Raw genomic sequence first — 23,257 nt, 5'->3', positions numbered from 1 at the left:
TCAAGTCATCTGAGGCGGACAATATACTCGTTTGAGGCGCATGCCTATCCGGCGCTACCTACACCCCATCAACCAAGCATTGAAGAGGAGATTTTAAAATGTCGAGGGCGTTGGGCAGTGTGCTGCTGAGGATGTTCGGCGGTCATGGCGGCTCACCGGAGCAGGATCTGCGTGAGCGGCCGCAACAAGAAGAACTACGGGTGGAGGAAAGCCCCGCCCAGGCCGCGCGCAAGGCCAAACCCAAGCCCTTGCCGTCGCGCCTGAACGGCTCCTTGCTCATGCAACCGTGCCATGAGGGGGCGTGATCAGGCGCCCGGCACGATTTCTCCGTCCCATAGCGCCTCGGGCTCCTGGCGCCGGGTGATCAGCTCGAACCCGCCATGGTCCACCAGCACGGCGGCGGCGCGCGGGCGGGCATTATAAGCGCTGCTCATCACCGCGCCGTAAGCGCCGGCATCCAGCAGCGCCACGCGCGCCCCCGGCCTCAGATCCGGCAGGATGCGATCCTTGGCGAATTGATCGGCGCTTTCGCAGATTGGGCCGACGACATCGGCCGGTGTCGCCATGCCCTGGAAGGCGGCGGCGTCCACCGGCAGGATGCCGTGCCAGGCCTCGTACATGGCTGGGCGCATCAGGTCGTTCATCGCCGCGTCCAGCACCAGGAAGCGCTTGCCGGTCTGCTTGCGTAAAATCACCGAGGCCAGCAACAGCCCCGCCGGGCCGACCAGATAGCGCCCCGGTTCCATCATCAGCTTGACGCCCAGCCCGTTCGTCGCCTGCCGCACCATGGCGGCGAAGGCGGCGGGGGAGAGGCCGGGTCCATCCTGGTAACCGATGCCAAGTCCGCCACCGAGATCCAGCACCTCGACGCTCTGCCCGGCCTCGCGCAGGGCGCGGACCATCTCCGCCCCTTTGCCGTAAGCGTGACGGTAAGGTTCGGTGGAGAGAATCTGGCTGCCGATATGCATGGCGATGCCCGCCACCCGCACGCCCGGCAGCCCGGACGCGCGGGCATAAAGGGCTGGAATATCCGCCGCGGCGATGCCGAACTTGTTTTCCGCCAGGCCGGTGGTGATCTTGGCGTGTGTGCCGGCATCCACATCCGGGTTCATCCGCAGCGCGATATTCGCCACCACGCCCAGGCGCGCGGCGATGGCGGAGATCATGTCCACCTCCTCGGCGCTTTCGGCGTTGATCTGCCCGATACCGGCGCTCAGCGCGGTTTCCAGCTCGGCTTCGGATTTGCCAACGCCGGAATAGACGATGTCCCGCGCCGCGATGCCCGCCTTGGTGGCCCGCAGGAACTCGCCGATGGAAACCACATCCGCCCCGGCCCCTTGTTCATGGAACAGATTCAGGATGGCCAGATGGTCGTTGGCCTTGACCGCATAATGAATATGCATGGGCACGGTCTCGGCCGCGAAGGCGTCTCGCAGCGCGGCGAAGCGGGCACGCATCGTCTGCGCGCCATAAACCCAGACCGGGGTGCCGTATTGATCCGCGATCGCGTTCAGCGGCACGTTTTCCAGGCACAGCCCGTCCTGGGCATGCAGCCCCAGTTGCGGGCGCGCGGCCAGCAATTCATTCAGGTCCGGCTCGGGGCCGGTGAAGTTCATATCGGCCATTATTGCGGACTCGGATAGGTGTGAGGGTAGGTGATGTCCTGCGCCGGGCCGGGGGGCACGGGCGCGCCGCGCCGGCCACAACCGGCCAAGGCGGCGAGGCACAGCAGGGCGAGAACGATCCTCATGCCAGTTTCTCCAGCCAGAGCGCGGCCTGCCGCGCCACATTGCTGGGCGCGGTGCCGCCATAGGAGGTGCGGGAGGCAACGGAGGCCCGCACCGTCAGCACGTCGAAAATATCGGCGGTGATGCGCGGCTCCACGCTCCGCATGTCCGCCAGCGTGAGGGCCGGAAGGTCGCAAGCCTTGTCCTCGGCCAGGCGCACCAATTGTCCGGTGGTGTGATGAGCATCGCGGAAGGGCATTTTCAGCACCCGCACCAGCCAGTCCGCCAGATCGGTCGCGGTGGAAAAGCCGGAACCGGCCAAGGTTTCCATGCGGGTCTTGCTGGCCTTCATGTCGCGTACCATGCCCTCCATGGCGGCGAGGCTGAGCGAGATCGCGGCCACGGCGTCGAACACCGGTTCCTTGTCTTCCTGCATGTCTTTCGCATAGGCCATGGGCAGGCCCTTCATCACGGTCAGCAGGCTGGTCAGCGCGCCGAAAACGCGCCCGGTCTTGGCCTTGGCCAGTTCGGCGGCATCCGGGTTGCGCTTTTGCGGCATGATGGAGGAGCCGGTGGTGAAGGCATCCGACAATTCGATGAGCTTGTAGGGCGAGGAGCACCAGATGATGATTTCTTCCGAGAAGCGGGAGAGATGCATCGCGCAGATCGACAGGGCCGAAAGGAATTCCAGCGCGAAATCGCGGTCGGAGACCGAATCCAGCGAGTTGGCGGTTGGCCGGTCGAAGCCCAGGGCGGCGGCGGTGGCGAAGCGGTCGATGGGAAAGGAGGTTCCAGCCAGCGCCGCCGCGCCCAGCGGGCATTCATTCAGCCGTGCCCGGGCATCGCGCAGGCGGCTGGCATCGCGCGAGAGCATTTCGACATAAGCCAGTAAATGGTGACCAAAGGTAACAGGCTGGGCGGTCTGGAGATGGGTAAAGCCAGGCATCACCGTGTTTTCGTGCTCGGCGGCGCGTTCGGCCAACGCCTTCATTAAGCCACGGATCTGCGCCAGAATGCCGTCCATGGCATCGCGAACCCAGAGCCGGAAATCCGTCGCCACTTGGTCGTTGCGGCTGCGCGCCGTGTGCAACCGGCGGGCCGCCTCGCCGATGCGCTCTGTCAGGCGGACCTCGATATTGGTATGGATGTCTTCCAGGGCCTCGGAAAAATGAAAATTCCCGGCCTCGATCTCGGCCGCGATCGCCTCCAGGCCCGCCTTGATGGCGGCCTGGTCCTCATGGGTGATGATGCCTTGCCTGGCCAGCATGGCCGCATGCGCCTGGCTGCCCGCGATGTCTTGCCGCCAAAGCTTGGCATCGAAGCTGATCGAGGCATTAATGGCCTGCATCACCTCGGCGGGACCGGCGCCAAACCGTCCGCCCCATTGTAATTGGCTCTTTACCGGAGTGTTGTCTTTGTCCGTCAAACCCATACGCCCTTCGCTCATGCGGCGGTCGCTCATCGCCGCCGCCCCTGCCTTAGCCTTGGGCGCCGCCATGAGCAATCGCGCCGAGGCGCAAACCCAGTTCAGCAACCTGCCGGATGCCTCCACCGGCTGGAACAGCTTTTCGCCCAGCGAGCCGCCGCCTTTCCGCTTCCAGGATGCAAACGGCAAGGCTCTCACCCTTGGTCACTTCAAGGGTCATGTGCTGCTGGTGAATTTCTGGGCCACTTGGTGTGGCCCCTGCAAGGAGGAATTACCGACATTTTCCGCCATGGTGCCCAAGCTGGCCAAATTCGGAGGGCTGGTTCTGCCTGTTTCCGTCGATGTGGACGGCGTCAAGGCGGTGCGGGCCTATTTCACGTTGCAGGGGATCAAGAATTTGCCCGTCCTCGTCGATCCGGACGGGGATGATCTCGACATGCTGCACACGGATGGAATTCCCGTGACCTTGGTGGTGAACCCGGCGGGCAAGGTGGTGGCGCGGCTGGATGGTGCGGCGGACTGGAACACGAAATCCGTGCTCGGCTATCTGGAAAACCTGGCCAAGGGTGGCGCGCCCAACCCGGATGGCTTCACCCAGACCTGAAATGCGAAAGGGGCCGCAAGGCCCCTTTCATGTATCCGGCCCGGCTGGGGCTCAGGCATTGGCGACAGGGGTATTGGCGGCGGCGGCGCGGCGCTGCTGCCAGAGGCCCACGAAATCGATCGGCCCCAGCAGCACGGGAGGAAAGCCGCCATCGCGGGTGACATCCGCCAGAATGTTGCGGGCGAAGGGGAAGAGCAGGCGCGGGCATTCCACGAGCAAAATCGGCTCCTGCTGATTGTCGGGGATACCGTTCAGCGTGAACACGCCCGAATAAGCGAGATCGGCGATGAACACCACGGGTGGCTTCTCCTGCGTGCCGCCGGCGGATTTCGGGGGCTCGGTGGTGCCCTCGGCGCGGATGGCCAGCGTCACTTCGAACACGGTTTCGTTTTCCTGCAGGCGTTGCACCTGCACGTCGAGATTCAGATTGACATGCGGCTGCGCGCGAAGCTGCGTGAAGATCGCCGGCGCGCCCGGCACCTCGAAGGAAAGATCCTTGGTGTATTGGATGTTCAGGATCAGCGGTTGCGGCGGCAGGCCGGCTTGTTCGGACATGTCTGGTTTCCCTGTTTAGGCTGCGGGTGGCCTAGCATGATGGTTCCGGCATGATAAGAGTGGGCTCATGAGTTCGCGCATCTTCATCGACGGTCAGGCCGGAACCACCGGACTTGGCATTGCCCAGAGGCTGGAAGCCGCGGGGGCCTTCACCCTTGTCACCTTGCCCGAGTCCCACCGAAAGGACCGGGAGGCCCGTGCCGAGGCGATGAGCCGCGCGGATCTCACCGTGCTCTGCCTGCCTGACGACGCGGCGCGCGAGGCCGTGAGCATCGCTCCGCAAGGTGCCCGGATTCTGGACGCCAGCACCGCTCATCGCGTGGCGGAAGGCTGGGTTTATGGCTTCGCCGAGGCGCTGCCCGGCCAGGCGGAAAAGATCGCCGCCGCCGCCCGCGTCGCCAATCCTGGCTGCTATGCCACCGGCGCCATCGCGCTTTTGCGCCCGCTCACCGCGCTGGGGCTGCTGGCGGCGGAAACGCCGCTCTCCGTCAATGCCATTTCCGGCTATTCCGGCGGTGGCAAATCCATGATCGCGGCGCATGAGGCGAGCGGCGGCCCGGCCTTCGAACTGTACGCGCTGGGGTTGAAGCACAAGCATCTGCCGGAGGTCGTGCGTTATGCCGGGCTGGATCGCGCGCCTATCTTCGTGCCCTCCGTCGGGCATTTCGCGCAAGGCATGCTCGTATGCGTTCCGCTGCATCTAGAGCAGCTCGCCAAGGCGGGCAGCGCCGCGCATCTGGCCGAGGCCTATGCGGATTATTATGCCGGGGCGGAGACGATCTCCGTGCAGCGTGGCATCTGGGGCGCCAATCTGGATCCGCGGGCGCTGAACAACACCGACCGTCTTGAAATCTTCGTCTGCGCCAATGAGGCGGCGGGGCAGGTTGTGCTGATCTCGCGGTTGGATAATCTCGGCAAGGGGGCTTCCGGGGCCGCCGTGCAGAACATCAATCTGATGCTGGGGCTGGCGGCATGAACGGCGAGGCGCAACGCCCCGGCGGGCTGCTTTACGCGCTGGGCAACCTGCAACCGCGGATCGATCCCTCCGCCTGGGTGGCTCCCACGGCGGTGCTGATCGGCGATGTGCGGATTGGCCCCGGCGCCAATATCTGGTTCAATTGCGTGTTGCGCGGCGATACCAACCCGGTGATCGTCGGCGCGCGTTCCAACGTGCAGGATGGCACGGTCGTGCATGTGGATCATGACGATCACCCGGCCATTATCGGCGAGGATGTGACCATTGGCCATTGCGCCATCGTCCATGCCTGCAAGCTGGAAAACCGGGCCTTCATCGGCATGGGCGCCACGGTGATGGATGGCGCGGTGGTGGAAGAGGGCGGGCTGCTTGGCGCGCGTGGTCTGCTGGGGCCGGGCAAGCGCATCGGCCGCCAGGAATTATGGGCTGGATCCCCAGCGCGGCTGGTGCGGGTGATGAGCGATGGCGAGCGCGCGAGGTGGGACGAAACCGTGCCGCATTATCTGGGCCTCACCGCGCGATATGTGAAAACGTTGCGTCCAATTACTTAATTTTTCTGGAAAAGCCGGTGGGGCAAGACTAAGTTTCTCGAATGACCGAGCAGGAATTCACCACCGCCCTTGTCGATGCCGCCTTTGCCCTGGGGGCACAGAGCGGATGGTCCCGGGTCTCTCCGGCGGCAGCGGCCCGTCATGCCGGGCTGGATCTGACGATGGCGCGCAAGCTGTTCCCATGTACGGGGACGATACTGAAACAATTTGGCCGGCAGGCGGATTATTTCGCCCTGACCGGCGCCGCGCAGGATGGTCCCACGCGGGACAGGATGTTCGACATATTGCTCCGCCGGTTTGATTATCTACAGTCCCGCCGGGCGGGGGTGCTGGCCCTGATGCGGCATTTGCCGGCTTGCCCGCCCTTGGCCGTGGCGCTGGCGGAAATGAACATCGCTTCCATGGGCTGGTTGCTGGAAGGGGCGGGGGTGGATGCCACCGGCTTGGCCGGGGCCGTGAAGAAGCGCGGCCTGCTCGCGGTCTGGCTCTATGGGCTGCGCGCCTGGGCCGAGGATGAAAGCGCGGACCTTACCGCCACCATGGCCGCGGTGGATGGCGCCTTGGCGAGGGCGGAGCGCCTTGTATCCCGTTTTGGCCGGGCCGGCCCGGCGCCGGCCGAGCCGGAACCCCCGCTGCAGGAGGAGGCGCCGCCGGCATAATTCGCCCCGGCTTGATAAAACTCATTGCTGGCCGGAATAAAAACAGAAAGAATTCTCCGTTCGCGGATATTTTGAATTTCGCTTTGTCCTAACAGGAGACGAACCATGGTTGAGAAAACGGAAAAGACCGGGCCGCAATCCTTCATTCCCGACTTCGACATGAAGAAATTGCTGGGTGACATGAAACTGCCCGCCATGCCGGATGTGGAAGCCGTGCTGGCCGCGCATAAGCGCAATCTGGAGGCCTTGACCGAGGCCAACCGCGTGGCGCTGGAAGGCGCGCAGGCCGTCGCGCGGCGGCATATGGAAATTCTGCAGGAAACCATGTCCGGCCTGACGGAAACGTTGAAGGATTTCTCCACTAACCAGACCCCTTCCAGCCGCGCCGCCAAACAGGCCGAGCTGTTGAGGAAAGCCTATGAAAACGCCGTGGCCAACACCAAGGAACTGGGCGATTTGATCCAGAAATCCAATGCCGAGGCGATGAGCAAGCTGAATACCCGCTTCTCGGAAGCGATGACCGAGATGAAGGGGCTGCTCGACAAGAAATAAGGGCCGTCTTGGAGCCTCCTTTGGCCAGAAAGGGCGGGGCCGGCGGAAATTTTTCACGAAAGCCGTTTTGAGCCTCGCAAGATTTTTGGCGCAGTCGAACTGTTATAAATAACGGGCCCGGCAGGGCCCGTCTTGCCTCCAAAGTCTTTTCGCCGGTCCCCGGCGGGGCCATATTGCGGACATGTCCAGCGCCACGCTCCGCCCGATGCCGCTTACCTTCATTCCCGAGAAACAGGCCCCGCGCCCGTTGCTCAAACCCTTGCGCGTGGTTTCCGACTATCAGCCAAACGGAGACCAGCCCACCGCCATTGCCCAGCTTGTGGATGGTTTGGGCGCGCAGGAGCGCGACCAGGTGCTGCTGGGTGTCACCGGTTCGGGCAAGACCTTCACCATGGCCAAGGTGATCGAGGCCGCGCAGCGCCCGGCGCTGGTACTCGCCCCCAACAAGACGCTGGCGGCTCAGCTTTATGCGGAGATGAAGAGCTTCTTTCCCGACAATGCGGTGGAATATTTCGTTTCCTACTATGATTACTACCAGCCCGAAGCCTATGTGCCGCGCTCGGACACCTATATCGAGAAAGACAGCGCGATCAACGAGACCATCGACCGCATGCGCCATGCCGCCACCCAGGCGCTGCTGGAGCGGGGCGATGTGATCATCGTCGCCTCCGTTTCCTGCATTTACGGTATCGGTTCGGTCGAGACCTATTCCAAGATGGTGGTGCGGCTGGAAACCGGCGGGCGGATCGAGCGTGACGCGTTGGTGAAGGCGCTGGTGGATCTGCAATATCGCCGCAATGACATGGCCTTTGCCCGTGGCAGCTTCCGCGTGCGCGGCGAGACGGTGGATATTTTCCCCTCCCAGTACGAGGACCGCGCCTGGCGCGTGACATTGTTTGGCGATGAGATCGAGAAAATTTCAGAATTCGATCCGTTGACCGGCGAGCAGAGCGCGGTGCTGAACGATATTTCCGTCTATGCCAATTCCCATTACGTCACGCCACGCCCGACGCTGACGCAAGCCATCGGTAAGATCAAAGTCGAGTTGCGCGACCAGCTCGCGGATTTCACCGCCAACGGCAAGCTGCTGGAGGCCGAGCGGTTGCAACAGCGCACCACCTTCGACATCGAGATGATGGAGACCACCGGCGCCTGCAAGGGGATCGAAAATTACTCCCGTTATCTCTCTGGCCGTAACGCCGGCGAGCCGCCGCCGACCTTGTTTGAATATCTGCCTGAGAACGCCCTGCTCTTCGTGGATGAAAGCCATGTCACGGTTCCGCAGATCGGCGGCATGTTCAAAGGCGACTACGCGCGCAAGGCCACCCTCTCCGAATATGGTTTCCGCCTGCCAAGCTGCGTGGATAACCGGCCGTTGAAGTTCGAGGAATGGGAGAGCTTCCGCCCGCAAAGCATTTTTGTCTCCGCCACGCCTGGCCCGTGGGAGCTGGAACGCACCGGGGGCGTGTTCGCCGAGCAGGTGATCCGTCCCACCGGGCTGATCGATCCAGTCACGGAAATCCGCCCGGTCGAGCATCAGGTGGACGATCTGCTGGGCGAAATTAAGCAGGTGACGAAGCGCGGCGGACGCGTGCTGGTGACGACGCTCACCAAGCGCATGGCCGAAGACCTCACGGAATATCTCACCGAACAAGGTGTGCGCGTGCGCTATCTGCATTCGGACATCGATACGCTGGAGCGCATCGAAATCATCCGCGATCTGCGGCTTGGCGCTTACGATGTTCTCGTTGGCATCAATCTGCTGCGCGAGGGGCTGGATATTCCCGAATGCATGCTCGTCGCCATTCTGGATGCGGATAAGGAAGGGTTTTTACGCTCGGTCACCTCCCTCATTCAGACCATTGGCCGCGCCGCGCGCAATGTGGATGGCCGGGTGGTCCTCTATGCGGATACCATGACCAGAAGCCTGCAACAGGCCATCGGTGAAACCGAGCGCCGCCGCGCCAAGCAGATGGCCTGGAATGAGGCGCATGGCATCACCCCGCAATCCGTGCGCAAGCATATCGGTGAGGTGATCCATTCCGTGTTCGAGCAGGATTATGTCACCGTGGCGCCGCTGAAGGATGCGAAGGTGGATGAGTTCGTTGGCAGGGATCTCGCCTCCAGCATCGCCACGCTGGAAACCCGCATGCGCGCGGCGGCGGCGGATCTGGAGTTCGAGGAAGCCGCCCGGCTGCGCGACGAGATCAAGCGGCTGGAAGCGTTGGAACTGGGGTTGGAACCGCCGCCCGTGCCGAATCGTAGCCAGGCCAAGCCGAAAGGCCCGGTGCCGCTTGGCCCCGGAGGCGGAGGCTACGACCCCGCGCGGCGCCGGGGCAAGGGGCGCGGGCGTAAGGTTTGACGGCGCGGCAGGGCCGGGCATAGTGCGCGTCATGAAGCTTGTTTCCGTATTCGCCTTGCTGGCGGTGCTAGCCCCCTTGCCCGCCATGGCCGCCAATGGCTCCGCCCCCGCTCTCGCCAGCCAGCTTACCGGCCAGCATGCGGTCTATACGCTTTCCCTGTCCAAGCTGCGCACGCACGACATCACCGGTGCCACCGGGCAGATGAGCTTCAACGTGGTGGATGGCTGCACCGGCTGGGCCACGACACAGCATATGACCCTGATCATCCGCAACGTGGATGGGTCGCTGACCAAATCCGTCAGCGACTACATCACCTGGGAGAGCAAGGACGGCAAGACGCTGAGCTTCACCCTGCGTGAGCGCGATAACGACGGCAAGCAGAAGATCGACGATGCGGGCATCGCAACCCATACGGGGCCGGATGACCGGGGCGTGATCAAATACACCACACCGGCAAATACCGAACTGAAGATGCCGCCGGGCACGCTTTTCCCCATGCAGCATACCGAGGCGCTGCTGGCCGCGGGTCGGGCCGGGAATAAATTCATCGCGCCCTTGCTGTTCGACGGTACATCCGCCGACGGCGCTCAGGCGACTTTCGTCACCGTGCTGGGCCATCATGGTCCGGAAAAGACGAAATGGCCCGCTCTCGACAAATATGCCAGCACGGATGTGGATATCGCCTTTTTCGAACGCAAGAATGACGATGAGACGCCGGATTTTAGAACCTCGATGCGCTATTACGAGAATGGCGTGGCCACCGGGCTCGTGTTGGATTTCGGGGATTTCGTGATGACGGGCAAGCTCACTTCCCTGGACGTGCCGCCTTCGGCTTGCCCGGCTGCGAAGGCGCCCTGAGCAACGTGGCGCGCCGCCCCGCCCGGGTGGCGCCGCTCAACCTTTCCAGGATCTCCGGTGCGATGGAGCCGTGATTGAGCACCGAGACCATCACGATTCCGCCAGCCATGTTGCCCAGGAGGGTGGGCAGGAAAAACCCTCCCGCATAGTCGGCGACCGTGGCCGACCCCGAGAGCACGGCATAGGCGGCCTCGGCCGAACCGGCGATGATGTGGGAAAGCTGCGCCAGCGCCACGACATAGGTGATGACGGTCACGATGAAGGGGCGGGAGTTCGCCGCGCTCGGCAAAATCCAGACCATCAGGGCGATCAGCCAGCCCGCGAAAAAAGCCCGCACGAAGGTGCCGCCGAAATTCACGGGAATCGCCTTGTCGGCGATTTCCTGCAAGGCCGGTCCCACCGTGGGGGGAAACAGGCCCGGCGCATGCATGAGGGCCGCGAAAATCCATGTTCCCGCGATATTCGCCGCCAGAACCACCCCCCATAGCCGCAATGTGCCGAGCAGGGTTTTCCGGTCCCTGCGCGTGATCAGCGGCAGGATGGCGGTGAGGGTGCTTTCCGTGAAAAGCTGCTGCCTGGCCAGAACCACGATGATGAAGCCCACGGCATAACCCAGGCTCGCCAATGTGTGTTGCCAGGGCGTATGGGGCAGCCCGGCGGTCAGCAAGGCCTCGGTCAGAAAGGAAAATCCCATCGACAGCCCGGCGGCGAGGCCGGACAGGGCCAGGGCGGTGCTTGTACGCTCCAGCTCCTGCTCGCCTTCCTCCCGGATGATTTCATGAATGACGAATGCCCGCGGCACGGAATGGCGTTCCGCCAGTCTTTGGTCGTCGTCGTCCAGATGTTGGAAACCAGTCTCTTCAGCCATGAGCCGCTCCGCTTACTCCAAATCGCAGAGATGGGGAGGCGGCTCTTCCGGGAGGCTTAAAGGCAGATTAAATTCCCGACGGGCGCCTGGGTCGGGATGTTTGGGTCGGGATGTTTGGGGCGGGGTGTTTCTCAGTCCTTGCCGGGCAACAGGCGCAGCTTGGCGCGCGCATGGCCGTTGCCGCCATCGACCAAGGCTGAAAGCAATTTCAGGAAGAGTTCGCGCTCGGCCTCGTCAAGGGGAGCCATGGTGCGCTCATTGGCGCAGGCCAATGGTTTCTGCATCCTGGCGAGCATGTTTTTGCCCTTGGCGGTCAGATGCAGCAGCTTTTGCCGTTGGTCCGCTCGTCCGATGGTGCGCCGGATCAATCCCGCAGTCTCCAGCCGCGCCGCGACGCTCGCCAATGTCGCGCGGTCCGCGCCGATTTCTTCCGCGATGGAGGATTGGTCGCGCCCGCCTTGCTTCGAGATGGCGGCCAGCACGCTCAATTGCACGGGGGTGATGTCGAACCCGGCGGCTTCCTCGGCAAACAAGGCCAGATGAATCTGATTAATCCGGCGGATCAGGAAACCGGGGCTGTGCGCCGAGGCTGCCAATATTGGGCTCTTACCGCCAACACCGATATCCATGGCTTCGCCATCCCTGTGTATAAAAAAAGATATAATATCTTGTTAAGGTAGGTCAGTTAGCATGATCCATATAAAAAAAACAACTACCTGGGGTGTGTAACATGTTTTTGATCAACCTGTTGTGGCTGTTACAACAAAACAGATTCTTCCCGCTCCAAATGAGATGAACCGACCGGTGCGGCGGGGAGGATATTCCGGCTGAAATTCCCAGCCCCGGTACAATATTTATACAATATAAAGCGGGGCTTTCCGGGGAGAGCTTCCCTTGGGCAAGGTGATCTTATTTGAGCATGGCGTTTTTTGCCGTGGCGCTTGCAAGCAAGAATACCACCAAGAAAAATACCACCAAGAAAAAACCGCCGCGCGCGGGGCGGGGCGGTTTTTCAACGTTCTGGTTTCAGGGCCGGTGTTCTGGTCTCAGCGCATCCGCGCTTCGATCATCAGCCGTTTCATTTCGGCGATGGCGGCGGGCAAGCCGGTGAGAATGGCCTCGCCGATCAGATAATGGCCAATATTCAGCTCCGTCACTTGCGGCAGCGCCGCGACGGGGGACACATTGGCAAAGGTCAGCCCATGCCCGGCATGGCATTCCAACCCTAGCCGCGCGGTTAGCTCCGCCGCGGCGCATAAGCGTTCCATCTCGCCCAGGCGGCCATTCGCATAGGCGCCGGTGTGAAGCTCGACCACCTGCGCGCCGATTTCAGCCGCGGCTTCCACCTGCTCGGGTGCCGGGTCCACGAACAGCGAGACGCGGATGCCCGCATCCTTCAGCCGGGCCACGGCGGGGCGCAATTGGTCGCGGTGGTTCGCCACATCCAGCCCGCCCTCGGTGGTGATCTCGGCGCGGCGCTCGGGCACCACGCAGCAACCACGCGGCTTCAACCGCGCGGCGATGGCAACCATTTCCGCCGTCGCCGCCATTTCGAAATTCACCGGCTTGCCCGCCCAGGCGCAGACCGCCTCGGCGTCGGCGTCGCGGATATGGCGCCGGTCCTCACGCAGATGGATCGTGATGCCATCCATGCCCGAGCCGACCAGCGCCTTCGCCACGGTCAATGGATCCGGATGGTTGCCGCCGCGCGCATTTCTGAGCGTGGCGACATGGTCGATATTGACCCCTAAGCGGATCATCAGATGTGGATCGGCCGGCCGTCCGCGGCCAGGGCGGCTTCCTTCACCACCTCGCTCAGCGTCGGATGGGCATGGCAGGTGCGCGCCACATCCTCGGCGGAGGCGCCAAACTCCAGCGCCATGGTGCATTCGGCGATCAGCCCGCCCGCATCCGGCCCGATGATATGCGCGCCGAGAAGCCGGTCCGTCTCCTTCTCGGAGAGAAGCTTCACGAAACCATCCGTGGCGCCCATGGCGCGGGCGCGGCCATTGGCCATGAAGGGAAATTTGCCGACCTTATAGGTCACGCCGGCGGCTTTCAGCTCTTCCTCGGTCTGCCCCACGGCGGCCACTTCCGGCCAGGTGTAAACCACGCTCGGAATGGCGCCGTAATTCACATGGCCCGCCTGTCCGGCCAGGATCTCGGCCAGCGCGACACCCTCTTCCTCGGCCTTGTGGGCCAGCATCGCGCCCGCCACCACATCGCCGATGGCATAAACGCCCGGCACGTTGGTCTGGAAGTGATTGTCGATCTTCACGCGGCCGCGCTCATCGGTCTCGACCCCGGCGGCGGCCAAGCTCAGCCCCTCGGTATAAGCGTAGCGGCCGATGGCCAGCAGCACCACGTCGGCCTTCACGGTTTCGGCCGCGCCGCCCTTGGCGGGCTCCACGGTCAAGGTCACGCCCTTGCTGTCGGCCTTGGCGGAGGTCACCTTGTGGCCCAGCTTGAACTTGAAGCCCTGCTTGGTGAGGATCTGCTGGAAGCTCTTGGAAATTTCGCCGTCCATGGTGGGGGTGATTTTGTCCAGGAACTCGATCACGGTGACCTCGGCTCCCAGCCGCCGCCAGACGGAGCCCAGCTCCAGCCCGATCACGCCGCCGCCAATCACGACCATGTGGCCCGGCACCTTGTCCAGCTCCAGCGCGCCAGTGGAGGTGACGATGCGCTTTTCATCCACTTCGACACCCTTCAGCGGCACGGAATCGGAGCCGGTGGCGATGACGATATGCTTGGCGGTATAGGCCTTGCCCTCCACCTCGACCTCATGGGCGCCGGTGAATTTGGCGGCACCCTTGATCCAGGTGACCTTGTTCTTCTTGAACAGAAACTCGATGCCCTTGGTGTTGGCGGCCACCACCTCGCCCTTGCGGGCCTGCATCTTTGCCAGATCCAGCTTGATCTCGCCGATATTGATGCCATGCTCCTTGAAGCCGTGGGCGGCTTCCTCGAAATTCTCGGAGGATTGCAGCAATGCCTTGGAGGGGATGCAGCCAATATTCAGGCAGGTGCCGCCCAGAGTTGCACGTTTCTCGACGCAGGCGACCTTGAAGCCGAGCTGAGCCGCGCGAATGGCGCAGACATAACCGCCGGGCCCAGCCCCGATCACGATAACGTCGAAAGTTTCGGCCATACTTCCTCTCCCAAGGGTAATAAAAGACTGCGCTTGGCTCTTAAACCTACTCGCCGTGCCAGACAATTCGCCTGGGGCGGGGCAGCCTAGCATTTTCGGGGGTTTAGCCGAGGCGAAAGCGGGCTTTCGTCACCGCGTCCTGGTCCAAGGCGGCCTTTATGTCCGCCTGACCGGCCAGGGAGGCCAACACGATGACCCGGGTGAAATAAGGTGCCGCCCCCAAGGCTCTGTCCCGGTAGAGAGAGGAAAAGGCATTGGCCGCCGGGCCGCGCGCCGTGCAGCAGAAACATCCGGGCTGGTGCCCACGCTTAGGCACGGCAAACCGCACGGCATGGCCCGTTGCGGGCATGTCCTGCTCCTCCTCCACCAGCACCGCGTCGTCCGGGCCGGGCGCGATGCCAATATAAACAGGAATACGCCGGTCTTCTTTCATGCATTGGAGATAGGGAAGGTCAGGTGTATCTGGCAAGTATGTCAAAACGTCCGCACCTGCTTGAGGCTCTTTCCCGTAATGTTCTGCTCTGCGATGGCGGCATGGGCTCGCGCGTCCAGGCCTTGACCCTCGATGTCGAGACAGATTTCTGGGACAAGGAGAATTGCACGGAAGTGCTCAATCTTTCCCGGCCTGACCTCGTGCGTGAGATCCATCGTGGCTATTACGAGGCTGGATCCGACATGGTACAGACCAACAGCTTCGGCGGATCCCCCATCACGCTGGGCGAGTTCGACCTCACGGAGCGCGCCTTCGAGATCAATAAGATCGCCGGGGAACTGGCGCGCGAGGCCGCGGAGAGCTTCGCCGATGGCCGTCCGCGCTGGGTGATCGGCTCCATCGGGCCGGGCACCAAGCTGCCAAGCCTTGGCAACATCGCCTATGATCCGCTGGAAGAGGCGCTGTTCCTGCAATCCCAGGGGCTGCTGGCGGGCGGGGTGGATGCCATCCTGATCGAAACCTGCCAGGACACGTTGCAGATCAAGGCCGCCGTGAACGGCGCCAAGCGCGCCATCGCCCAGGCGGGCACGGACACGCCCATTTTCGTGCAGGTGACGGTGGAAACCACCGGCACGCTGCTGGTGGGGCCGGACATCGCCGCCGCCGCCGCCGTGATCAACGCGCTGGACGTGCCGCTGATGGGGCTGAACTGCGCCACCGGCCCGCAGGAAATGGCCGAGCATATACGCTATCTCTCCCAGAATTGGCCGGGCAAGATTTCCGTGCAGCCCAATGCCGGTCTGCCGGAGCTGGTGGACGGCGCCACCCATTACCCGCTGGGCGGGGCGGAGATGGCAAGCTGGGTGGAACGTTTCGTGGTCGAGGATGGCGTGAACCTCATCGGCGGTTGCTGCGGCACCTCCATCCCGCATATCCAGGCGTTGGATGGCATGCTGAAGAAGCTGGGCAATCCGCGCCCGGCCCCGGTGGCCCGCAATTTCTTCTGGGTGCCGTCCGTGGCCAGCCTCTATGGCGCCACGCCCTTGCGCCAGGAGAACAGCTATTTCTCCATCGGCGAGCGCTGCAACGCCAACGGTTCCAAGAAATGGCGCGTGTTGCAGGAAACGGGCGATTGGGATGGCTGCGTGGCGATGGGGCGCGAGCAGGTGGCCGAGGCCTCCAACGCGCTCGATATCTGCACCGCCTTCGTCGGCCGCAATGAAATAGCCGAGATGAGCGAGGTCGTCGCCCGTTTCACTTCATCGGTGAATGCGCCCTTGGTGATCGATTCCACCGAGACGCCGGTGATCGAGGCGGCGCTGAAGCTGCATGGCGGCAAGCCGATCATCAACTCGATCAATTTCGAGGATGGCGAGGGCCACGCCCACGACCGGCTGAAGCTGGCCAAAAAATTCGGCGCCGCCGTCATCGCGCTCACCATCGACGAGGTGGGCATGGCCAAGGAACCGGCTGACAAGCTGCGCATCGCCGAGCGGCTGGTGGAGTTCGCCTGCACCAAATACGGTCTGCCGCAATCGGATCTGCTGATCGATCCGCTGACCTTCACCATCGCCACCGGCAATGAGGATGACCGCAAGCTCGGTCTATGGACGCTGGAGGGCATCAAGATGATCCGGGATAAATTCCCGGATATTCAGATCATCCTGGGCTTGTCCAACATTTCCTTTGGCCTCAACCCCGCCGCGCGCGCGGTGCTGAACTCGGTGTTCCTGGACCATGCGGTGAAGGCGGGCATGACCGGCGCCATCGTGCATGTGTCGAAAATCCGGCCGCTGCACATGATCGACCCGGCGGAGGTGAAGGTGTGCGAGGATCTGATCTTCGACCGCCGCGCCGAAGGCTACGATCCGTTGCAGAAGCTGCTGGAGATTTTCGCCGGGCGCAAGGCGGCCGACGCCACCGCCAAGAAGCGCGCCGAAACACCGGAAGGGCGGCTGAAGGACCGTATCGTGGATGGCGACCGCAAGGGGCTGGAAGTGGATCTGGACGAGGCGCTGCAAACCCACGAGCCGCTTGCGATCATCAACAATATTCTGCTGGATGGCATGAAGGTGGTCGGCGAGCTGTTCGGTGCGGGCAAGATGCAGCTTCCTTTCGTGCTGCAATCCGCCGAGACCATGAAGGCCGCCGTGGCTTATCTGGAGCCGATGATGGAGCGTGTGGAAGGCGAGGAGCGCGGGATCATCGTGCTCGCCACCGTGAAGGGCGATGTGCACGACATCGGCAAGAATCTCGTCGACATCATTCTCACCAATAACGGCTACAAGGTCGTCAATCTCGGCATCAAGGTGCCGTTGGCGGAAATGATGAACGCGGCCAAGGAGCATAAGGCGCATGCCATCGGCATGTCCGGCCTGCTGGTGAAATCCACCGTGGTGATGCGGGAAAATCTGGAAGAGCTGTCCCGGCAGGGGGTGGATATTCCCGTGCTGCTCGGTGGCGCGGCGCTGACGCGCAATTATGTGGAGGAGGATTGCACCGCCTCCTATGCCTCCGGCCGCGTCGCCTATGCGCGCGATGCGTTCGACGGTCTGCACCTGATGGACAAGGTAACGGGCAATGATTTCGACGATTACCTTGCCGCTGTCCAGGCCAAGCGCGTGGGGAAGGCGCGCAATACCAAGCGCAAGCTGGGGCAAGCCGATGAGAAGGCCTTCGCGCCCGTGGATGTGAAGGAAGTGCAAGCCCGCCGCCGCCGCCTGAACGCGGACCAGCCCGTGTTCGTGCCGCCCTTCTGGGGCGCGAAAACGATCGAGGCCGCGCCGAAGGCGGTGGTGCCCTTCCTGAATGAACGTTCGCTCTTCCAGTTCCAATGGGGGTTTCGCAAGCAGGGCAAGAGCCTGGAGGATTTCATGGGCTGGGCACGCCAGGAGCTGCGCCCGGTGATGAAGCGGATTCTCGATCTCTGCGAGGCGGAGGCTATCCTGCATCCGCGGGCGGTTTATGGGTATTGGAAAGCGGCGGGGCAGGGGAATGACCTGGTCCTGTTCGAGGAGGACGGCACCAGCGAGGTTGCCCGTTTCACCTTGCCGCGCCAGCCCAGGCAGGATGGCGAATGCATCGCGGATTTCTTCCCCGATATGGAGGATGGGCGCGGCGTGATCGGCCTGCAGGTCGTCACCATGGGCCAGAAGGCCTCCGAGGTGGCGCGTGAATGGTTCGAGGGCAACCGTTACCAGGATTATCTCTATCTGCACGGTGTGTCGGTGGAGATGGCCGAGGCGCTGGCGGAATACACCCATAAGCGCATCCGCGCCGAACTCGGCTTTGCCGCCGAGGATGACCGGGACATGGAGAAGATGCTGGGGCAGGGTTATCGCGGCAGCCGTTATTCCTTTGGCTATCCGGCCTGTCCGAAATTGGAAGATCAGGCCCAGATCCTGAAACTCCTGGGCGCGGAACGGATCGGGATTTCACTATCCGACGAGCATCAGTTGCATCCTGAACAATCCACGAGCGCCATCGTGGTATTGAACAGCCATGCGAAATATTTCTCGGTCTAAGGCGGTGCCCGGCCGGAGGGCTTCACCGGACCGGATAAGGCCGAGCCTCGCCCATGAGATTTCAGGGGCGGGACGCGCGGTACTGATAACACCGGGTTAACGGCTGGGACGCTCCCGGCGCTGGGGCGTTCTCAGCGCCGGACGAGATGGCGGGCCGTTTGCAGAAGGCTTAGCGCGGCATTGGTGCGTGAGACGCAGTAGCGCGGGGAGAAGTTGCCGCCGAAACCAGACAGCAGCAGCAGATTTGGGCATTGGCCATCGACCACATGGATGCCGTCCATGTCGAAGACGCGCCCTTGCGCGGCGGCTTCCTGCAAGGCGCTCCAGAGCAGCAGGCTGACCGCGCCAAAATGCGCCTTCGGCCGCCGGGCGGACATGAAATAATATTCCCGCCGCGCGTCCCATACCGTGAAGATCGCCGCTTGCGGTGTGCCGTCAGCCTCCCTCGCCGCCAGAACCCGTCCCCGGCCGCGCGACAATGCTTCTGGAATTAATCGTTTGAGGCATTCCTTGTCGTAGCTGTTTTGCCGCCCGGTATCGCGCAGGCAATCATTGTAAAAATCGAAAAAGAAGGCGCTATCGTTCAGGGTCTCGGCTTGCATCACCTCGCTCGCGCGGCGGATCGCGTTGCGGGTTTTATCGCGCATCCGTTTCCACAACTCCGTGGGGGCGGCGGGCGGGATTTCCACGGTCCATTGAGCGAGGTTGGAGAACCCCGCCCGGTCGAAGGCCAGGGTGGTGGCGATAGCGGGATGCAGGCGAAACCAGATATGCATGGCCTTGGGCAATTGCGTGAGCAATTGCATATGGATCTCGATGCTCTTGAAGGATTTCACGGCCCCTGGACGCTCATATTCAGGAGCCAGGGCGGGGCCCAGATAATGGGTGAGGCTGGGCATATGAATGGTTTTTAGGAGGCCAAAACGGCGGCGCGAGATGAACGGCAGCCGGCCCGCCAGCCGCCCGCCCGATTCCACGGTGACTTCGCTGTATGCCTCCCCGGAGGCAAGGCGCAGCCACCAGGGTTCGTGAAAAATCGTCGGTGAAAAATCAGTTCCGGAAGAGCAGGACGCTTCCTCGGGGGCTGTGATCGTCATCGCGGTCATGAAGCTGTCCTGAAAATTAGCCTGCGGGCCAATCCCATGAGTGTTGCTGGTGGCATGAATCAATCCAGGTCATGCCGGGTTTTTTGGTTCTTTTAAAACGCTTTGGTCGTCAGGCCGCCGCCATGACGCATGTGGAAAGGCCCGATTGTCTTCTGTTTGGTTTGAAAATGAAAATCAAGCCTGTTGGTCTAGTTTTTCCAGCAATGCCGCCCGCGCGGCGGGGGGCAGGGCGGCCATGGCCTCGTTCAGGCGGGCGGCGTTGCGGCGCAGCTCGTAAAGCTGGTCCAGCAGCGACAGCACCACCGGCATGGCCGGCTCGCCAATGTCCAGATCGTGCCGCAGCGTGTGGATCAGCCTGATCCGCGCCACGTCCACCTCTTCGAACCGCCAGGCTCCCTTGGGGCCGCGCGCGCGCACCCAGGATGCCTCGATCCAGCTTCCCAGCTCGGTTTCGTCCAGCCCGGCGATATGCAGGGATTCGAATGTGATCATTTCAGCCCCTCTCGCGGGTTGAAGCCCGGCTGCTCCCAGCCTTGCAGGAAATTCTTCAGCTGTTCGTCCGTGGGGCCGACCACCACATGCAGCTTCACATGCAGGTCCCCCGCGGCATGCTTGCCATGGGCTGGCACGCCGCGCCCGCGCAGCCGCATCTCGGTGCCGGATTCCGTGCCTGGCCGCACGGTCATGGCCACATCGCCGGCTGGGGTGGGGATGGTCACCTTGGCCCCCAATATGGCTTCCTTCAACGACACCGGAACGTCCATATGGATGTTCCGGCCGATGCGATGGTAGAATTTGTGGGGCGCGATATGGACCTCGATCAGCGCGTCGCCGGCCGGGCCCTTATTGGCCCCGGCTTCTCCCTTGCCGCGCAGGCGCAGCACATCCCCTTCCTCCGTGCCGGGGGGAATTTTCACATCCAGCGTGCCGCCATCCGGCAGGGTGATGCGGCGCGTGACACCGCTCACCGCTTCCAGGAATGCGACCTCCAGGCTGTAATGATGGTCATGCCCCTTGGCCGGGCCGCGCGGGCGCTGGTTGAAGATATTGGTGAACAGATCCTCGAAATCCGCCCCGCCCATGCCGCCGCTGGAATAAGCGTAACGCTCGCCCGGCCCGGCTTCGGCATATTGCCGCCAGCCTTGGGCTTGCGGGCGCTCGGTACCGGAGGCGTCGATCTCGCCCCGGTCGTATTTCGCTCGTTTTTCCTCGTCGTTCAGCAGCTCATAGGCGGCGGAGACGGCCTTGAACGTCTCTTCCGCCTGTTTGTTGCCGGGGTTGAGGTCCGGGTGATGTTTCTTCGCCAGCTTGCGGTAGGCGGAACGGATGTCAGCCGCGCTCGCCTCTTTTTTCACGCCTAGTACCGTATACGGGTCGTCTGCCATGCTCGTCCCTGATTCGTCGCATTTTAATCTTGCACCAAGATAGGCGGTTCCGCGTTGATTTCATAACGTGTTTTGCGTCTGGCGCGGGTCAGCCATCCCGTGCGCCGTTCAGGCGCAGGGCAGGCCCAGCACGTCCAGCGCCATGCGCGCGGCGGTCTCCAGCCGGTAGGGTTTTTGCAGGAACCGTCCCAGCTCCGGCATGTTGTCAGGGCCGGGATTGCCGGAGGTCAGCACGCGCTTGATATGCGGAAAATTGCGCCGCACCCGGCGCATGAGTTCCGTGCCGTTCATGGAACCGGGCATTCTGATGTCGGAGAAAACCAGATCGACCCCAGCGCCGGCCTCAAGAATGTTCCAGGCTTCGTCGGCATCGGCGGCTTCGGTGACGATCAGGCCGTGGCTGGAGAATTCCTCGGCCAGCATGGCGCGGATACTCTCCTCGTCTTCAACCAGGAGGACATGCGCCAAGGCGGGAGGGTGATGAAGAAAAGTATCCACGGACATGGGCGGTCAATTGAAAGTTGGTTGTTTCGGATGAGACGATCTGTCTCTGGTTCAATTAAGGACCCGTTTCATCCGTCGCAATGGCTCCTGTCAGTGTTTCAATGTGCTGGACAGAAACTGTTTAAATCTGGCCGTTCGCGGGTTGGTAAACATTTCGTGAGGCGCGCCTTCTTCCTCGGTCTGGCCCTTGTGCAGAAACATCACCCGGCTCGCCACCTCCCGGGCAAACCCCATCTCATGGGTCACCACCAGCATGGTGCGGCCCTCCTTGGCTAAGTCGCGCATCACTTTCAGCACCTCGCCCACCAGCTCGGGGTCCAGGGCGGAGGTCGGTTCGTCGAACAGCAGCACTTCCGGCTCCATCGCCAAGGCCCGGGCGATGGCCACGCGCTGCTGCTGCCCGCCGGAAAGCTGGGCGGGGTAAGCATCCAGCTTGCTGGACAGGCCGACCTTCTCCAGCATCGCCTCGGCGCGGGCCACGGCGGATTTTTTGTCGAGCTTCAGCACGTGCACGGGCGCTTCGATCACGTTCTGCAATACGGTCATGTGACCCCAGAGATTGAATTGCTGGAACACCATGGAGAGCCGCGCGCGCAGCCGCTCAAGCTGTTTCGGACTCGCGCAGGCGCGGCCCTGCTTGCCCTCCTTCATCTCGATCGTTTCCCCCTTGATCGAGACCGTGCCCCGGTCGGGCATTTCCAGCATGTTGATGCAGCGCAGGAACGTGCTCTTGCCCGACCCGGAGGAGCCGAGAATCGCGATCACATCCTGGTCCTGGGCGGACAGAGAGACCCCTTTGAGGACTTCCAGCGATCCAAAGGATTTATGAATGTTATCAACCGCGAGAGCGGGGGATGGCTGGGCATTTTCAGACATGAGACAAGCCTCGGTTCGGTTTTTCTGTATCAACGTGAGAATCAGCTTTGCAAATTACGTGCCCTCGGGCAAAAGGGAAATGTCCTTACTCGGACGCAGGAGAGAGCGGGGTCGCATGATCCCGCCGCCGAAGGCGCAACCGGCCCCCGGAACCGCTCAGGCAAAAGGGCTGCGGATCGTCCGGGACACTCTGGAAAGCCGGCGGGCATGCCCGCCGCACCGACGGGGTCAAGGGTTTGCGAAAACCCGAATCTCTCAGGTCACAGGACAGAGGGGGGTCAGCTTTTCCGGCAAAATCGGCCGGGCCGACTGACGATTGGGGGATATTTTGGCCAAGTCACCTTTGGACGCTCTGCACCGCCGGCTCGGCGCGCGGATGGTGGAATTCGCGGGCTATGAGATGCCGTTGCAATATCAGGGCATCATGGCCGAGCATCATGCCTGCCGCGACGGCGCGGCCTTGTTCGACGTATCGCATATGGGGCAGGCGGAAATCGCCGAAATCGAGGCTTTTTCCCGGCTGGTGCCAGGCGACATCGCCGGGCTGAAACCCGGCCGCCAGCGTTATACGCTGCTCTTGAATGAGGCAGGCGGCATTCTGGATGACCTCATGGTGGCCAATCTCGGCCCACAGATTCAACTGGTGCTGAATGCCAGCCGCAAGGAAGCCGATGTGGCGCATATGCGCGGCCATGGCGTGGTCGTCACCACGCGCTTCGACAGGGCGCTGCTGGCCCTGCAGGGGCCGAGGGCCGTGGATATCCTGCCCGAGGCCGCCGCCCTGAAATTCATGGATGCCGCGGCGGTGACGATCGGCGGGATCGGCTGCATCGTCACCCGCTCCGGCTATACCGGAGAGGATGGATTCGAGATCGGTTGCGAAGGGTTCGATGGAACCGCGCTGGCCGAGGCGCTGTTGGCCCGGGGGGCTGTTCCGGCGGGGCTGGGGGCGCGTGATTCATTGCGGCTGGAAGCGGGCCTCTGCCTCTATGGCAACGATATCGACGAAACCACCAATCCCGTCGCCGCCGGGCTGGGTTTCGCGCTGTCCAGGAAACGCCTGGCCGGGGGGCATTTCCGGGGCGCCAAGGCGGTGACCGTGGCGCTGGCGGTGGGTCCGGCGCAACGGCGGGTGGGCC

At 62.9% G+C, this 23,257-nt stretch carries 24 protein-coding genes and 1 riboswitch; of the genes, 10 read left to right on the top strand and 14 right to left on the bottom strand.

The features are described from left to right. The first annotated feature begins 98 nt into the window (after positions 1 to 98). Positions 99 to 305, top strand: a complete 207-nt coding sequence (locus tag AB7D48_RS11985) for a hypothetical protein (RefSeq protein WP_427979367.1) — start codon at positions 99 to 101, stop codon at positions 303 to 305. Here the strand turns inward: AB7D48_RS11985 and lysA are convergent, their stop codons facing one another. The 3 genes from lysA to argH are packed head-to-tail and all read right to left on the bottom strand — an operon-like array spanning position 306 to position 3,159. Further along, positions 306 to 1,625 (bottom strand): diaminopimelate decarboxylase, encoded by a 1,320-nt coding sequence (lysA, locus tag AB7D48_RS11980; RefSeq protein ID WP_427979365.1) that lies wholly within the window; start codon positions 1,623 to 1,625, stop codon positions 306 to 308. Continuing rightward, positions 1,625 to 1,750, bottom strand: a complete 126-nt coding sequence (locus tag AB7D48_RS11975) for a lipoprotein (protein ID WP_427979363.1) — start codon at positions 1,748 to 1,750, stop codon at positions 1,625 to 1,627. The genes lysA and AB7D48_RS11975 overlap by 1 nt, the downstream gene beginning before the upstream one ends. Then, the gene (gene argH, locus AB7D48_RS11970) at positions 1,747 to 3,159 is read right to left on the bottom strand and encodes an argininosuccinate lyase (protein ID WP_427979481.1); all 1,413 of its coding nucleotides are present in this window, start codon (positions 3,157 to 3,159) and stop codon (positions 1,747 to 1,749) included. Before argH ends, AB7D48_RS11975 begins: the two co-directional genes overlap by 4 nt. Positions 3,160 to 3,172: 13 nt before the next feature. On the opposite strand from argH, the gene AB7D48_RS11965 reads away from it, so the two are divergent. Continuing rightward, positions 3,173 to 3,757 carry a TlpA family protein disulfide reductase gene (locus tag AB7D48_RS11965; RefSeq protein ID WP_427979361.1) on the top strand — a complete coding sequence of 195 codons (585 nt, stop codon included), beginning with the start codon at positions 3,173 to 3,175 and terminating at the stop codon, positions 3,755 to 3,757. A gap of 51 nt (positions 3,758 to 3,808) precedes the next feature. On the opposite strand, the gene secB is transcribed toward AB7D48_RS11965, so the two are convergent. Further along, positions 3,809 to 4,312, bottom strand: coding sequence for a protein-export chaperone SecB (secB, locus tag AB7D48_RS11960; protein ID WP_427979359.1), 504 nt, complete (start codon positions 4,310 to 4,312; stop codon positions 3,809 to 3,811). A 67-nt stretch (positions 4,313 to 4,379) separates the two neighbouring features. On the opposite strand from secB, the gene argC reads away from it, so the two are divergent. From argC to AB7D48_RS11930, 6 genes are all read left to right on the top strand, one after another. Next, positions 4,380 to 5,288: an N-acetyl-gamma-glutamyl-phosphate reductase gene (gene argC, locus AB7D48_RS11955; protein ID WP_427979357.1), complete on the top strand. Its 909-nt coding sequence runs from the start codon at positions 4,380 to 4,382 to the stop codon at positions 5,286 to 5,288. Further along, positions 5,285 to 5,839, top strand: coding sequence for a gamma carbonic anhydrase family protein (locus AB7D48_RS11950; protein ID WP_427979354.1), 555 nt, complete (start codon positions 5,285 to 5,287; stop codon positions 5,837 to 5,839). The genes argC and AB7D48_RS11950 overlap by 4 nt, the downstream gene beginning before the upstream one ends. 41 nt (positions 5,840 to 5,880) lie before the next feature. Continuing rightward, entirely contained in the window at positions 5,881 to 6,498 is a 618-nt protein-coding gene (locus AB7D48_RS11945) for a TetR family transcriptional regulator (protein ID WP_427979352.1), read from the top strand. 105 nt (positions 6,499 to 6,603) lie between these two features. After that, positions 6,604 to 7,050, top strand: coding sequence for a phasin family protein (locus AB7D48_RS11940; protein ID WP_427979349.1), 447 nt, complete (start codon positions 6,604 to 6,606; stop codon positions 7,048 to 7,050). A 181-nt stretch (positions 7,051 to 7,231) separates the two neighbouring features. After that, the gene (uvrB, locus tag AB7D48_RS11935; RefSeq protein WP_427979347.1) at positions 7,232 to 9,412 is read left to right on the top strand and encodes an excinuclease ABC subunit UvrB; all 2,181 of its coding nucleotides are present in this window, start codon (positions 7,232 to 7,234) and stop codon (positions 9,410 to 9,412) included. Between the two features lie 31 nt (positions 9,413 to 9,443). Beyond that, on the top strand, positions 9,444 to 10,271 hold the full coding sequence (locus tag AB7D48_RS11930; protein WP_427979344.1) for an EipB family protein: 828 nt from the start codon (positions 9,444 to 9,446) through the stop codon (positions 10,269 to 10,271). Here AB7D48_RS11930 and AB7D48_RS11925 read toward each other — a convergent pair. From AB7D48_RS11925 to AB7D48_RS11905, 5 genes are all read right to left on the bottom strand, one after another. Further along, a complete protein-coding gene (locus AB7D48_RS11925) occupies positions 10,219 to 11,139 on the bottom strand; it encodes a formate/nitrite transporter family protein (protein ID WP_427979341.1) in 921 nt (306 codons plus the stop codon). The genes AB7D48_RS11930 and AB7D48_RS11925 overlap by 53 nt on opposite strands. 131 nt (positions 11,140 to 11,270) lie before the next feature. After that, complete coding sequence (locus AB7D48_RS11920) at positions 11,271 to 11,768, bottom strand: MarR family winged helix-turn-helix transcriptional regulator (RefSeq protein WP_427979338.1); 498 nt, start codon at positions 11,766 to 11,768, stop codon at positions 11,271 to 11,273. A gap of 417 nt (positions 11,769 to 12,185) precedes the next feature. Continuing rightward, positions 12,186 to 12,899 carry a pyridoxine 5'-phosphate synthase gene (locus tag AB7D48_RS11915; protein ID WP_427979335.1) on the bottom strand — a complete coding sequence of 238 codons (714 nt, stop codon included), beginning with the start codon at positions 12,897 to 12,899 and terminating at the stop codon, positions 12,186 to 12,188. Continuing rightward, complete coding sequence (lpdA, locus tag AB7D48_RS11910; protein WP_427979333.1) at positions 12,899 to 14,290, bottom strand: dihydrolipoyl dehydrogenase; 1,392 nt, start codon at positions 14,288 to 14,290, stop codon at positions 12,899 to 12,901. The genes AB7D48_RS11915 and lpdA overlap by 1 nt, the downstream gene beginning before the upstream one ends. A gap of 103 nt (positions 14,291 to 14,393) precedes the next feature. After that, a complete protein-coding gene (locus AB7D48_RS11905) occupies positions 14,394 to 14,723 on the bottom strand; it encodes a hypothetical protein (protein ID WP_427979330.1) in 330 nt (109 codons plus the stop codon). 38 nt (positions 14,724 to 14,761) lie between these two features. Between AB7D48_RS11905 and metH the strand changes: the two genes are divergently transcribed. Then, entirely contained in the window at positions 14,762 to 18,247 is a 3,486-nt protein-coding gene (gene metH, locus AB7D48_RS11900) for a methionine synthase (RefSeq protein WP_427979328.1), read from the top strand. A gap of 131 nt (positions 18,248 to 18,378) precedes the next feature. Here the strand turns inward: metH and AB7D48_RS11895 are convergent, their stop codons facing one another. The 5 genes from AB7D48_RS11895 to AB7D48_RS11875 form a co-directional block, all read right to left on the bottom strand. Further along, on the bottom strand, positions 18,379 to 19,353 hold the full coding sequence (locus AB7D48_RS11895) for a GNAT family N-acetyltransferase (protein ID WP_427979325.1): 975 nt from the start codon (positions 19,351 to 19,353) through the stop codon (positions 18,379 to 18,381). 174 nt (positions 19,354 to 19,527) lie between these two features. Continuing rightward, positions 19,528 to 19,845, bottom strand: a complete 318-nt coding sequence (locus tag AB7D48_RS11890; RefSeq protein ID WP_427979322.1) for a chaperone modulator CbpM — start codon at positions 19,843 to 19,845, stop codon at positions 19,528 to 19,530. Then, positions 19,842 to 20,738, bottom strand: coding sequence for a DnaJ C-terminal domain-containing protein (locus AB7D48_RS11885; protein ID WP_427979319.1), 897 nt, complete (start codon positions 20,736 to 20,738; stop codon positions 19,842 to 19,844). Before AB7D48_RS11885 ends, AB7D48_RS11890 begins: the two co-directional genes overlap by 4 nt. Positions 20,739 to 20,846: 108 nt before the next feature. Beyond that, positions 20,847 to 21,242 (bottom strand): response regulator, encoded by a 396-nt coding sequence (locus tag AB7D48_RS11880; RefSeq protein WP_427979316.1) that lies wholly within the window; start codon positions 21,240 to 21,242, stop codon positions 20,847 to 20,849. Between the two features lie 90 nt (positions 21,243 to 21,332). After that, positions 21,333 to 22,118: an ABC transporter ATP-binding protein gene (locus tag AB7D48_RS11875; RefSeq protein ID WP_427979312.1), complete on the bottom strand. Its 786-nt coding sequence runs from the start codon at positions 22,116 to 22,118 to the stop codon at positions 21,333 to 21,335. Positions 22,119 to 22,204: 86 nt separating this feature from the next. After that, positions 22,205 to 22,300: riboswitch (glycine riboswitch) on the top strand. 161 nt (positions 22,301 to 22,461) lie between these two features. On the opposite strand from AB7D48_RS11875, the gene AB7D48_RS11870 reads away from it, so the two are divergent. Beyond that, positions 22,462 to 23,257, top strand: a 796-nt coding sequence (locus AB7D48_RS11870) for a glycine cleavage system aminomethyltransferase GcvT (RefSeq protein ID WP_427979309.1), incomplete at its 3' end; no start/stop codon positions are given.

Source organism: Acidocella sp. (genome assembly GCF_050253495.1).
Classification (GTDB): domain Bacteria; phylum Pseudomonadota; class Alphaproteobacteria; order Acetobacterales; family Acetobacteraceae; genus Acidocella.
The sequence above is the reverse complement of the archived record's forward strand: the minus strand, read 5'-3'. Positions and strand labels throughout refer to the sequence as shown.